We start from the raw sequence: 12,606 nt of genomic DNA, 5'->3' as shown, positions 1-12,606 counted from the left end.
ACTGCCGGACAGCAATCCCTGTGTAAGGATTAAAAGCGGAAATTAACCCCGGCATAGGCCCCGTCGGCAAGGGTATTGTCACGATTGCCATCTTTCCCCGCCATATCGATATAACGATAGCCTGCTTCGATATTCAGAGACGGGAGTACGTTAATACGTAATCCGGCATTGACCTCCACATAATCATCGACGCCGCTGGACATTGAGTCCGGCGAGTAATACCCCTCACCGAAGAGCGTGAAGTACTGGCCGAGGGGCAGCTCTGCGCCGCCGCCAGCGGCGATGGCATAGCCTTCATCACCATCTTTGGGATTCAGATAGACGCCTTTACCGCCCAGCGTCATCAGAAAAGGTCCAAGGTTAAAGTTGTAGCCCATTCCCAGCCCTACGCTGTCCCCGTCATTGTCGCTGTGAGCCCACTGGGTATTGAACGTCATACCCGGTTCCCCGGCGCCAAAGCTGGCGGACAGATTGGTGAACTCGGCACCGGCTTCACCATGCAGGTTAACGGATGCGCAGACGGCGCTGCTGGCCCCCAGGGCGATCATCACGGCAAACAATTTTGGAGTAATCGACTTCATTGTTGAATTCCTTCAGATAAAAAAAAGCCCGATACGGGCGTTCGGGCAAAATTAACGGGTTCTTGGATCTCATCGTTATGGTCGCTGCAGACGGCAGGCGAGGGGGTCAACTCCCGCTACCGCTGCTCACGCCTGGCCGATTTCCGGGGCATATCCTGAGCCGGTGCAGGCCCGGCGGTTAACGCCGTGAGTGGTTGCCTGCTGGTCGAGCCCAGGGACATGTTGTCCGCCGGTAAATTCAGGTGCTCAGCATAAAATTTTTCTTTTTTTACCGTTAGCGTTTATTAATTTAAATTTAAACATTTTCAACATTGAGGCGAGTAACAACAAATAAAGGTGACTGACGCGGTCAAAATTTTTCAGGAAGTGAGGTGATGCTTTGCAAATAACCGCCGCGGGCGAAAGCAATATAACCGCCTTTCTTTAATGCTGACAAGACATTGAGAATACTGCTGCGCGACAGGTGGGTCCTGTCCTGAATATATTCAAGAATAGACACGCGCAGTCGGGTCTCTGCGGTTAATAGCATCATTTCCAGCAGATGGTTACGGATCACTGAATAGGTTCGCTGTTGCAGGACCAGATCGTCACGATATACCAGGTAAGAAGTATGATAGGCCAGCAGGCTGGTCACCTCCTCCCACAGGTTATGCTGACGAAAGAGCGCGGAAGCCAGGTCATAGTCGATGCGTAGCAGTTCGGAAGAGACTTCCGCTCGCAGGCTATGGCTGCGGCTGGGCTGTAGCATTTCCGCCACGCCGAAAAGGTGGGGCTCATAGACGGTCACCATCAATAGCTTGTCGGAATTCCGAATAATCGATAGCTCGCCTTTTTTAAAAATAAAGAGCTGGGTTTTGCCTTTATATTCCCAGGTGAGTCTTTTTCTGGCGATCGCGTTAACGGGCGTCGCGTGTGGCTCAAGCACATCGATCAGTCGGTCAATGGCCTTTTGCGGCCTGATCGGCGGTTTAATATTCATGATGTTTATCACCAGATATGAATTAATCAATTGAGGCTATTATAGTCAACAATTTTGCTGACCGGGCGATAAGGAAAAAATGCCTCTTTTCAATTTTTCTGGCGCTGACAGGGAACAAAAAATAAAAAGCCGGCGGAGGGCCGCCGGCGGGGAGCAAACATCGTCAGGCGATTATTTGCCTTTGTTTTCCAGATTCTCAACCTGCGGTAAACCGGTTGCCGAGGAGGCGCTCAGCAGGCCTGACTGGGCATAGCCGAACAGCTTCTCGCGGGTATCGGTAATATCCAGATTACGCATGGTCAGCTGACCGATACGGTCTTCGGCGGTAAACATGGAATCGCCTTTTTCCATGGTCAGACGCTCTGCTTTATAGGTCAGGTTGTCTGAAACGGTATTGAGGATCGAGTAGTCGTTACCGCGACGCAGCTCAAGGGTAACTTCGCCGGTGATCTGGCTCGCGACCCAGCGCTGCAGAGAATCACGCAGCATCAGCGCCTGGGAATCGAACCAGCGTCCCTGATACAGCAGGCGGCCCAGCTGACGACCGTGGGCGTGGTATTGCTCGATTGTGTCTTCGTTATGGATACCGGTCAGCAGACGCTCGTAGGCGATATGCAGCAGCGCCATCCCGGGGGCTTCATAAATACCGCGGCTTTTCGCTTCGATAATGCGGTTTTCAATCTGATCGCTCATCCCCAGACCGTGGCGGCCGCCGATGCGGTTGGCTTCCAGCATCATCTCGACGTCATCGGCGAAGGTTTTACCATTCAGCGCCACCGGATGGCCTTGCTCAAAGCGTACGGTTACCTCTTCCGCTGGGATCTTCACGTTTTCGTCCCAGAACTTCACGCCCATAATCGGGTTGACGATTTTCACGCTGGAATTGAGGAATTCGAGGTCTTTCGCTTCGTGCGTCGCGCCGAGCATGTTGGAGTCGGTGGAATAGGCTTTTTCAACCGACATCTTGTAGTCAAAGCCGCAGGCGATCATAAATTCGGACATTTCGTGACGGCCGCCGAGCTCATCGATGAAATCACTGTCCAGCCACGGCTTGTAAATCTGCAGTTCAGCATTGGTCAGCAGGCCGTAACGATAGAAACGTTCGATATCGTTGCCTTTATAGGTGCTGCCATCGCCCCAGATGTTGACGCCATCTTCTTTCATTGCCGCCACCAGCATGGTGCCGGTGACCGCGCGGCCCAGCGGCGTGGTGTTGAAGTAGGTCAACCCACCGGTGGTGTTATGGAAAGCGCCACACTGAATCGCCGCGATCCCTTCTGCGACCAGCTGTTTGCGGCAGTCGATCAGACGGGCACCTTCAGCGCCATACTCTTTCGCGCGGCGCGGAATAGCATCGTAGTCGTCTTCGTCCGGTTGACCCAGGTTAGCGGTATATGCATAAGGCACGGCGCCTTTTTTGCGCATCCATAACAGCGCGGCGCTGGTATCCAGTCCACCAGAGAAAGCGATACCAATACGTTGACCAACCGGGAGATGCTTGAGAATCGTCGTCATAAAATAAAACCCTGCTCGATAGACTGTGGTGAGTTCGACTCAACAACCTTAACTGCATTTTTATGCATTAATTGTGAGTATTCATTTAACCATCTTTTACTGGCGACAGGAAGGGCTTCATCATCTTTTTGCTAAAAAAGCCTGAAATACCAGCACAAACGGCAATCGGGGGCGATAAAAAGCATGTTGACAAAATATACTAATTGCCGATACAATTCACCCCGATTTTATGTCCCGTCTTCGGTACCAAATCCCAGCAGTATTTGCGTCTTTTGCTCAATAAGAGTAAAATATGCCACGTTTCAGGCGCGGGGTGGAGCAGCCTGGTAGCTCGTCGGGCTCATAACCCGAAGGTCGTCGGTTCAAATCCGGCCCCCGCAACCACTTTCCCATTAAGTACTTTTTCAAATATACTGTGAGGACTAAGTGTCCTTCGTAGCCGAATTTGAAAGAATTCTTGCGGAAGGTGTTCCAGATCGCCATGGCGATCTCAGGGTTCAGTTATCTAAAGCCCCGATTTATCGGGGTTTTTTGTTATCTGACTTCAGAATAACTGGGCTATACGCCCTTTTTTTATGTCTTGGGGGTGGGTTTGTCCACATTAGAGCAAAAATTGACAGAGATGCTCACAGCGCCGGTTGAAGCGCTTGGCTTTGAGCTGGTCGGCATCGAATTTATTCGCGGTCGCACATCCACACTGCGCATCTATATTGATAGTGAAGATGGCATCAACGTTGATGATTGTGCTGATGTGAGCCACCAGGTAAGCGCCGTCATGGATGTTGAAGACCCGATCACTGTCGCTTACAACCTGGAAGTCTCTTCGCCTGGTCTCGACCGTCCGATGTTCACCGCCGAACACTACCAACGTTTCACTGGCGAAGAAGTTGCGCTGGTGCTGCGCATGGCGGTTCAGAACCGTCGCAAATGGCAGGGCATTATCAAAGCGGTAGACGGTGAAATGATCACGGTAACCGTCGAAGGCAAAGATGAAGTGTTCGCGCTGAGTAACATCCAGAAGGCGAACCTGGTTCCCCACTTTTAACAGTCTGGATTGAGGTGAAAGGCCCCGATGAACAAAGAAATTTTGGCTGTTGTTGAAGCCGTTTCCAACGAAAAAGCGCTGCCGCGCGAGAAAATTTTCGAAGCGCTGGAAAGCGCGCTGGCAACGGCCACCAAGAAAAAATACGAACAAGAGATCGACGTTCGCGTAGAAATCGACCGTAAGAGCGGCGATTTCGACACCTTCCGTCGCTGGCTGGTTGTTGAAGAGGTGACTCAGCCGACGCGCGAGATCACGCTGGAAGCAGCGCGTTACGAAGATGAAAGCATGAACGTCGGCGACTATGTCGAAGATCAGATTGAATCTGTTACCTTCGACCGTATCACCACGCAGACCGCTAAACAGGTTATCGTGCAGAAAGTCCGCGAAGCCGAGCGCGCGATGGTGGTCGATCAGTTCCGCGAGCACGAAGGTGAGATCATCACCGGCGTGGTGAAAAAAGTGAACCGCGACAACATCACCCTGGATCTGGGCAACAACGCTGAAGCCGTGATCCTGCGTGAAGATATGCTGCCGCGTGAAAACTTCCGTCCGGGCGACCGCATCCGCGGCGTACTGTACGCTGTCCGTCCGGAAGCGCGTGGCGCCCAGCTGTTCGTGACCCGTTCCAAACCTGAGATGCTGATCGAATTGTTCCGCATTGAAGTACCGGAAATCGGTGAAGAAGTGCTGGAGATCAAAGCGGCGGCTCGCGATCCGGGCTCTCGTGCCAAAATCGCGGTGAAAACCAACGACAAGCGCATCGACCCGGTTGGCGCTTGCGTCGGTATGCGCGGTGCGCGCGTGCAGGCCGTCTCTACTGAGCTGGGCGGCGAACGCATCGATATCGTCCTGTGGGATGATAACCCGGCGCAGTTCGTGATCAACGCCATGGCGCCGGCAGACGTCGCGTCTATCGTGGTGGATGAAGATAAACACACCATGGATATCGCGGTAGAAGCGGGCAACCTGGCGCAGGCGATTGGCCGTAACGGTCAGAACGTTCGTCTGGCTTCGCAGCTCAGCGGCTGGGAACTCAACGTGATGACCGTTGACGACCTGCAGGCTAAGCACCAGGCGGAAGCGCATGCCGCTATCGATACCTTCACCAAATATCTCGATATTGATGAAGATTTCGCGACAGTGCTGGTTGAAGAAGGCTTCTCCTCGCTGGAAGAGCTGGCCTATGTGCCGATGAAAGAACTGCTGGAAATCGACGGTCTGGATGAAGCCACCGTTGAAGCACTTCGTGAGCGTGCGAAAAACGCACTGACTACGCTGGCGCTGGCTCAGGAAGAAAGCCTGGGAGATAACAAACCTGCCGATGATTTGTTGAATCTGGAAGGTCTGGATCGTGCCCTGGCATTCAAACTGGCTGCCCGTGGTGTTTGTACGCTGGAAGATCTCGCCGAGCAGGGCGTTGATGACCTGGCTGATATCGAAGGGATGACCGACGAGAAAGCTGGCGAGCTCATCATGGCCGCTCGCAACATTTGTTGGTTCGGCGACGAAGCGTAATAAACTGTAGCAGGAAGGAACAGCATGACAGATGTGACTATTAAAGCGCTGGCCTCAGAGATTCAGACCTCTGTGGATCGCCTGATACAGCAATTTGCTGACGCAGGCATCCGCAAATCGGCTGATGATTCTGTGACCGCGCAAGAGAAACAAACTTTGTTGACGCACCTGAACCGTGAACACGGCTCGGCGCCCGACAAGCTGACGTTGCAGCGTAAAACCCGCAGCACGTTGAATATTCCAGGTACCGGTGGAAAGAGTAAATCGGTACAAATCGAAGTCCGCAAGAAACGCACCTTTGTGAAACGCGATCCGCAAGAGGCTGAACGTCTGGCCGCGGAAGAGCAGGCGCAGCGTGAAGCGGAAGAGCAGGCCCGTCGTGAAGCTGAAGAAGCAGCGAAACGCGAGGCGCAATTAAAAGCTGAACGTGAGGCCGCAGAACAAGCTAAACGTGAAGTCGCTGATAAAGCGAAACGTGAAGCTGCGGAAAAAGACAAAGTGAGCAATCAACATACCGACGAAATGACCAAAACCGCCCAGGCTGAAAAGATCCGCCGTGAGAACGAAGCCGCGGAACTGAAGCGCAAATCGGAAGAAGAAGCACGCCGCAAACTTGAAGAAGAAGCGCGCCGTGTAGCGGAAGAAGCACGCCGTATGGCAGAAGAAAACGAAAAAAATTGGTCTGAAACCTCAGACAGCCCGGAAGATAGCAGCGACTATCACGTCACTACTTCACAGCATGCTCGTCAGGCTGAAGATGATAACGATCGTGAAGTTGAAGGCGGTCGCGGCCGTAGCCGTAGCAGCAAAGCGGCGCGTCCGGCGAAGAAAGGCAACAAACACGCTGAATCTAAAGCTGATCGTGAAGAAGCCCGTGCGGCCGTTCGCGGCGGTAAAGGCGGTAAGCACCGTAAAGGTTCCGCTCTGCAGCAGGGCTTCCAGAAGCCGGCGCAGGCCGTTAACCGTGACGTTATCATCGGCGAAACCATCACCGTTGGTGAACTGGCTAACAAGATGGCGGTGAAAGGTTCTCAGGTCATCAAAGCGATGATGAAACTGGGCGCCATGGCGACCATTAACCAGGTCATCGACCAGGAAACCGCGCAGCTGGTTGCCGAAGAGATGGGCCACAAAGTTATCCTGCGTCGTGAAAACGAACTGGAAGAAGCGGTAATGAGCGACCGTGACACCGGCGCTGCGGCTGAACCGCGCGCACCGGTCGTGACCATCATGGGTCACGTTGACCACGGTAAAACCTCGCTGCTGGACTATATTCGTTCTACTAAGGTTGCCTCCGGCGAAGCGGGTGGTATTACCCAGCACATCGGTGCTTACCACGTAGAAACCGACAACGGCATGATCACCTTCCTGGACACCCCGGGCCACGCCGCGTTTACCTCCATGCGTGCTCGTGGTGCGCAGGCGACGGATATCGTGGTTCTGGTGGTGGCGGCAGACGACGGCGTGATGCCGCAGACCATCGAAGCTATCCAGCACGCTAAAGCGGCGCAGGTACCGGTGGTGGTTGCGGTGAACAAAATCGATAAGCCAGAAGCTGATCCGGATCGCGTGAAGAATGAACTGTCCCAGTACGGCATCCTGCCGGAAGAGTGGGGCGGCGAGAGCCAGTTCGTCCACGTTTCCGCGAAAGCCGGTACCGGCATCGACGACCTGCTGGACGCGATTCTGCTGCAGGCTGAAGTTCTCGAACTGAAAGCCGTACGTAACGGTATGGCGAGCGGCGCGGTCATCGAGTCCTTCCTCGATAAAGGTCGTGGCCCGGTGGCTACCGTTCTGGTTCGCGAAGGTACTCTGCATAAGGGCGATATTGTCCTGTGTGGCTTTGAATATGGCCGCGTGCGTGCGATGCGTGACGAACTGGGTCGCGAAGTGCTGGAAGCGGGTCCGTCCATTCCGGTGGAAATCCTCGGTCTGTCCGGTGTGCCGGCTGCGGGTGATGAAGTGACTGTGGTTCGTGACGAGAAAAAAGCGCGTGAAGTGGCACTGTATCGTCAGGGCAAATTCCGTGAAGTTAAGCTCGCGCGTCAGCAGAAATCTAAGCTGGAAAACATGTTCGCTAACATGACCGAAGGCGAAGTTCACGAAGTGAACATCGTGCTGAAAGCGGACGTACAGGGTTCTGTCGAAGCGATTTCCGATTCCTTACTGAAACTGTCTACCGACGAAGTGAAAGTGAAGATCATCGGTTCCGGCGTAGGTGGTATCACCGAAACCGACGCGACCCTGGCAGCAGCATCCAACGCGATTCTGGTTGGCTTCAACGTTCGTGCCGATGCCTCTGCGCGTAAAGTTATCGAAGCGGAAAGCCTGGATCTGCGTTATTACTCCGTCATCTATAACCTAATCGACGAAGTAAAAGCGGCGATGAGCGGCATGCTGTCTCCGGAACTGAAACAGCAGATCATCGGTCTGGCTGAAGTGCGTGATGTGTTCAAATCGCCGAAATTCGGCGCCATCGCGGGCTGTATGGTTACCGAAGGGACGATCAAACGTCACAACCCAATCCGCGTCCTGCGCGACAACGTGGTTATCTATGAAGGCGAGCTGGAATCCCTGCGCCGCTTCAAAGATGACGTTAACGAAGTCCGTAACGGCATGGAATGTGGTATCGGTGTGAAGAACTACAACGACGTTCGCGTTGGCGATATGATCGAAGTGTTCGAAATCATCGAAATCCAGCGTAGCATCGATTAATCATTTGATGGCTAAGCAGCCGGGGAAGCGAAGCGCCACCCGGCAATCATTTTAAAAAGGGGCTTTTGGCCCCTTTTTTGTCTTTATTCTGGAGAACTTATTATGGCGAAAGAATTTGGTCGCCCGCAGCGTGTGGCCCAGGAGATGCAAAAAGAGATTGCCATCATCCTGCAACGTGAAATCAAAGATCCGCGTCTGGGTATGATGACCACCGTTTCCGGTGTGGAAATGTCCCGTGACCTGGCCTATGCCAAGGTGTATGTCACCTTCCTCAACGACAAAGATGAAGCCGCGGTGAAAGCGGGCATCAAAGCGCTGCAGGAAGCTTCTGGTTTTATCCGCTCCCTGCTGGGTAAAGCGATGCGCCTGCGTATTGTGCCGGAACTGACTTTCTTCTACGACAACTCGCTGGTGGAAGGGATGCGTATGTCCAACCTGGTCACCAGCGTGGTGAAACACGACGATGAACGTCGTGTGAACCCGGACGACAGCAAGGAGGACTGATGAGTCGTCCTCGTCGTCGCGGCCGCGACGTGCACGGCGTATTGTTGCTGGACAAGCCTCAGGGCGCTTCCAGCAACGATGTGCTGCAGAAAGTAAAGCGTATTTATAACGCCAACCGCGCTGGCCACACCGGCGCGCTGGATCCGCTGGCGACCGGTATGCTGCCAGTGTGTCTTGGCGAAGCGACCAAGTTTTCCCAGTATCTGCTGGACTCCGATAAGCGTTATCGCGTGATCGCCAAACTGGGCCAGCGCACGGATACCTCCGATGCCGACGGTCAGGTGGTGGAAGAGCGTCCGCTAACCTTTAGCGACGAGCAGCTGGCGGCGGCGCTGGATAGTTTCCGCGGCGAGACGCAGCAGGTACCGTCGATGTACTCGGCGCTGAAGTATCAGGGCAAGAAGCTGTACGAGTATGCTCGTCAGGGCATTGAGGTCCCGCGTGAAGCCCGGCCGATTACGGTCTATGAGCTGCTGTTTATTCGCCATGAAGGCGATGAACTGGAGCTGGAGATCCACTGCTCGAAAGGCACCTACATCCGGACGATTATCGATGATTTAGGTGAAAAGCTCGGCTGCGGCGCGCACGTGATTTTCCTGCGTCGCCTGGCGGTGAGCAAATACCCGGTTGAGCGGATGGTGACCCTCGAGCAGCTGCAGGCGCTGGTCGATCAGGCGGCAGCGCAGGATATTCCTGCCGCGCAGCTGCTTGATCCGCTGCTGATGCCGATGGACAGCCCGGCATCGGACTATCCGCTGGTGGCGATTCCGGAGACCTCCGCGGTTTACTTTAAAAACGGTAACCCGGTTCGTCAGTCAGGCGCGCCGCTTAACGGGCTGGTGCGGGTGATGGAAAACGAATCCGGCAAGTTTCTCGGCATGGGCGAAATTGACGATGAAGGCCGCGTGGCGCCGCGTCGTCTGGTGGTGGAATACCCGGCGTAAGCGCTTTTCTTGCGATAAAAGCCTGCTACGAGTAGAATATCGCCGCTTAACGTCCGCTAAAGTGTTTTAACATTTTCGGGCGTTGCATCAGGGGTCGCTGAATTAGAGATCGGCACCCTTTCTTTCTTTTAATTTTTGGAGTTCTAAAATGTCTCTAAGCGTTGAAGCTAAAGCAAAAATCGTTTCTGAGTTTGGTCGTGGCGAAAACGACAGCGGTTCTACCGAAGTTCAGGTTGCACTGCTGACTGCACAGATCAACCACCTGCAGGGCCACTTTGCAGAGCACAAAAAAGATCACCACAGCCGTCGTGGTCTGCTGCGCATGGTTTCTCAGCGTCGTAAACTGCTCGACTACCTGAAACGTAAAGATGTTGCACGTTACGCTGCGCTGATCGAGCGTCTGGGTCTGCGTCGCTAATTCTGCGAGTTTCAGAAAAAGGGGCCTGACGGCCCCTTTTTTCGACCGGGCGGCAGCAATTCATTCAAAACTCATGTATTGTTGCTAGTAATGATCTTCATGCAGAGGTTCGCGCGGCTAATGAGAGGCTTCATCCGCAGGGGCGGGTAAAGGTTGTCATTAGTCGCGAGGATGCAGAGGATCGGGTCAATAGACGCTATATCTTTGATATGGCGTGATTTATAGATAAAAAGGATAGAATTTTGCTTAATCCGATCGTTCGTAAATTCCAGTACGGCCAGCATACCGTAACCCTGGAAACCGGCATGATGGCGCGCCAGGCAACGGCCGCTGTGATGGTTAGCATGGATGACACCGCGGTATTCGTGACCGTTGTGGGTCAGAAAAAAGCGAAGCCAGGCCAGGACTTTTTCCCGCTGACTGTTAACTACCAGGAGCGTACTTACGCTGCCGGTAAAATCCCGGGTGGTTTCTTCCGTCGTGAAGGCCGTCCAAGCGAAGGCGAAACCCTGATCGCGCGTCTGATTGACCGCCCGGTTCGCCCGCTGTTCCCGGAAGGCTTCGTTAACGAAGTTCAGGTTATCGCCACCGTCGTTTCCGTTAACCCGCAGGTTAACCCGGATATCGTCGCGATGATCGGCGCTTCCGCTGCGCTGTCCCTGTCTGGTATTCCGTTCAATGGCCCAATCGGCGCCGCGCGCGTGGGTTACATCAACGACCAGTACGTACTGAACCCAACCCAGGAAGAACTGAAGTCCAGCAAACTGGATCTGGTGGTTGCCGGTACTGAAGCGGCCGTGCTGATGGTTGAATCCGAGGCTGAACTGCTGAGCGAAGACCAGATGCTGGGCGCGGTGGTCTTCGGCCACGAGCAGCAGCAGATTGTTATTCAGAACATCAACGATCTGGTGAAAGAAGCCGGTAAACCGCGTTGGGACTGGCAGCCGGAAGCCGTCAACGAAGCGCTGAACGCGCGCGTGGCTGCGCTGGCTGAATCCCGCCTGAGCGATGCTTACCGTATCACCGACAAACAAGAGCGTTACGCTCAGGTTGACGTGATCAAATCTGAAACCATCGCCACGCTGGTAGCAGAAGATGAAACCCTGGACGCTAACGAGCTGGGTGAAATCCTGCACGCCATCGAGAAAAACGTGGTTCGTAGCCGCGTACTGGCAGGCGAGCCGCGTATCGATGGCCGCGAAAAAGACATGATCCGTGGTCTGGACGTTCGTACCGGCGTACTGCCGCGTACTCATGGTTCCGCACTGTTCACCCGTGGCGAAACGCAGGCGCTGGTTACCGCGACTCTGGGTACCGCACGCGACGCGCAGAACATCGACGAACTGATGGGCGAGCGCACCGACTCCTTCCTGTTCCACTACAACTTCCCTCCGTACTCCGTAGGCGAAACTGGCATGGTGGGTTCTCCGAAGCGTCGTGAAATCGGTCACGGTCGTCTGGCTAAGCGCGGCGTATTGGCCGTGATGCCGACTATCGACGAATTCCCGTACACCGTTCGCGTGGTGTCTGAAATCACCGAATCCAACGGTTCTTCTTCCATGGCCTCCGTCTGTGGCGCCTCTCTGGCGCTGATGGATGCGGGTGTGCCGGTGAAAGCCGCCGTTGCGGGTATCGCAATGGGTCTGGTGAAAGAAGGCGACAACTTCGTCGTTCTGTCTGACATCCTGGGTGACGAAGACCACCTTGGCGATATGGACTTCAAAGTTGCGGGTTCCCGCGACGGTATCTCTGCGCTGCAGATGGATATCAAAATTGAAGGTATCACCAAAGAAATCATGCAGGTTGCTCTGAACCAGGCTAAAGGTGCGCGTCTGCACATCCTGGGCGTGATGGAGCAGGCGATTAACGCGCCGCGCGGCGATATCTCTGAATTCGCACCGCGTATCCACACCATCAAGATCAACCCGGACAAGATCAAAGACGTTATCGGTAAAGGCGGTTCTGTTATCCGTGCCCTGACCGAAGAAACCGGCACCACCATCGAAATCGAAGATGACGGTACCGTGAAGATCGCAGCGACCGACGGCGATAAAGCACAGCATGCTATCCGTCGTATCGAAGAGATCACCGCTGAGATCGAAGTTGGCCGCATCTACAATGGTAAAGTGACCCGTATCGTTGACTTTGGCGCGTTCGTTGCCATCGGCGGCGGTAAAGAAGGTCTGGTTCACATCTCGCAGATCGCTGATAAGCGCGTTGAGAAAGTGACTGACTACCTGCAGATGGGTCAGGAAGTGCCGGTTAAGGTTCTGGAAGTTGACCGCCAGGGCCGTGTTCGTCTGAGCATCAAAGAAGCAACTGAACAGACTCCGTCTGCCGCAGCGCCGGAAGCTCCGGTCGCCGAGCAGGGCGAGTAAGGTTGCCGTTAG

General features: G+C 54.3%; 10 protein-coding genes and 1 tRNA gene. 8 read left to right on the top strand and 3 right to left on the bottom strand.

The features are described 5' to 3' along the window. Window positions 1-29 precede the first annotated feature (29 nt). The 3 genes from SPE70_RS23290 to argG form a co-directional block, all read right to left on the bottom strand. On the bottom strand, window positions 30-581 hold the full coding sequence (locus tag SPE70_RS23290) for a YfaZ family outer membrane protein (protein ID WP_064169985.1): 552 nt from the start codon (window positions 579-581) through the stop codon (window positions 30-32). Between the two features lie 349 nt (window positions 582-930). Next, complete coding sequence (locus SPE70_RS23285; RefSeq protein WP_012540476.1) at window positions 931-1,560, bottom strand: winged helix-turn-helix transcriptional regulator; 630 nt, start codon at window positions 1,558-1,560, stop codon at window positions 931-933. 171 nt (window positions 1,561-1,731) lie between these two features. After that, on the bottom strand, window positions 1,732-3,075 hold the full coding sequence (gene argG, locus SPE70_RS23280; RefSeq protein ID WP_008806631.1) for an argininosuccinate synthase: 1,344 nt from the start codon (window positions 3,073-3,075) through the stop codon (window positions 1,732-1,734). Window positions 3,076-3,382: 307 nt separating this feature from the next. Between argG and SPE70_RS23275 the strand changes: the two genes are divergently transcribed. From SPE70_RS23275 to pnp, 8 genes are all read left to right on the top strand, one after another. Next, window positions 3,383-3,459 (top strand) — tRNA-Met (locus SPE70_RS23275). A 208-nt stretch (window positions 3,460-3,667) separates the two neighbouring features. Next, on the top strand, window positions 3,668-4,120 hold the full coding sequence (gene rimP, locus SPE70_RS23270; protein WP_002918364.1) for a ribosome maturation factor RimP: 453 nt from the start codon (window positions 3,668-3,670) through the stop codon (window positions 4,118-4,120). Window positions 4,121-4,147: 27 nt separating this feature from the next. After that, on the top strand, window positions 4,148-5,635 hold the full coding sequence (gene nusA, locus SPE70_RS23265) for a transcription termination factor NusA (RefSeq protein ID WP_008806630.1): 1,488 nt from the start codon (window positions 4,148-4,150) through the stop codon (window positions 5,633-5,635). Between the two features lie 24 nt (window positions 5,636-5,659). Beyond that, complete coding sequence (infB, locus tag SPE70_RS23260; protein ID WP_008806629.1) at window positions 5,660-8,350, top strand: translation initiation factor IF-2; 2,691 nt, start codon at window positions 5,660-5,662, stop codon at window positions 8,348-8,350. A 102-nt stretch (window positions 8,351-8,452) separates the two neighbouring features. Beyond that, window positions 8,453-8,854, top strand: coding sequence for a 30S ribosome-binding factor RbfA (rbfA, locus tag SPE70_RS23255; protein ID WP_002918248.1), 402 nt, complete (start codon window positions 8,453-8,455; stop codon window positions 8,852-8,854). Continuing rightward, the gene (gene truB / locus SPE70_RS23250; RefSeq protein WP_008806628.1) at window positions 8,854-9,798 is read left to right on the top strand and encodes a tRNA pseudouridine(55) synthase TruB; all 945 of its coding nucleotides are present in this window, start codon (window positions 8,854-8,856) and stop codon (window positions 9,796-9,798) included. Before rbfA ends, truB begins: the two co-directional genes overlap by 1 nt. A gap of 148 nt (window positions 9,799-9,946) precedes the next feature. Then, on the top strand, window positions 9,947-10,216 hold the full coding sequence (rpsO, locus tag SPE70_RS23245; RefSeq protein WP_012540479.1) for a 30S ribosomal protein S15: 270 nt from the start codon (window positions 9,947-9,949) through the stop codon (window positions 10,214-10,216). A gap of 242 nt (window positions 10,217-10,458) precedes the next feature. Further along, window positions 10,459-12,594: a polyribonucleotide nucleotidyltransferase gene (pnp, locus tag SPE70_RS23240; RefSeq protein WP_008806626.1), complete on the top strand. Its 2,136-nt coding sequence runs from the start codon at window positions 10,459-10,461 to the stop codon at window positions 12,592-12,594. Window positions 12,595-12,606: the final 12 nt, after the last annotated feature.

The organism is Klebsiella sp. ZJOU C1 (assembly GCF_035620215.1).
Lineage (GTDB): Bacteria > Pseudomonadota > Gammaproteobacteria > Enterobacterales > Enterobacteriaceae > Klebsiella > Klebsiella variicola.
Note: the sequence above shows the minus strand (reverse complement) of the source record. Positions and strands in the feature narration are given on the sequence as shown.

Coding starts and splice junctions, on each gene's coding strand:
- argG (WP_008806631.1), bottom strand. CDS start 3,075: ATGACGACGATTCTCAAGCATCTCCCGGTTGGTCAACGTATTGGTATC.
- rbfA (WP_002918248.1), top strand. CDS start 8,453: ATGGCGAAAGAATTTGGTCGCCCGCAGCGTGTGGCCCAGGAGATGCAA.
- rpsO (WP_012540479.1), top strand. CDS start 9,947: ATGTCTCTAAGCGTTGAAGCTAAAGCAAAAATCGTTTCTGAGTTTGGT.
- SPE70_RS23285 (WP_012540476.1), bottom strand. CDS start 1,560: ATGAATATTAAACCGCCGATCAGGCCGCAAAAGGCCATTGACCGACTG.
- SPE70_RS23290 (WP_064169985.1), bottom strand. CDS start 581: ATGAAGTCGATTACTCCAAAATTGTTTGCCGTGATGATCGCCCTGGGG.
- truB (WP_008806628.1), top strand. CDS start 8,854: ATGAGTCGTCCTCGTCGTCGCGGCCGCGACGTGCACGGCGTATTGTTG.
- nusA (WP_008806630.1), top strand. CDS start 4,148: ATGAACAAAGAAATTTTGGCTGTTGTTGAAGCCGTTTCCAACGAAAAA.
- infB (WP_008806629.1), top strand. CDS start 5,660: ATGACAGATGTGACTATTAAAGCGCTGGCCTCAGAGATTCAGACCTCT.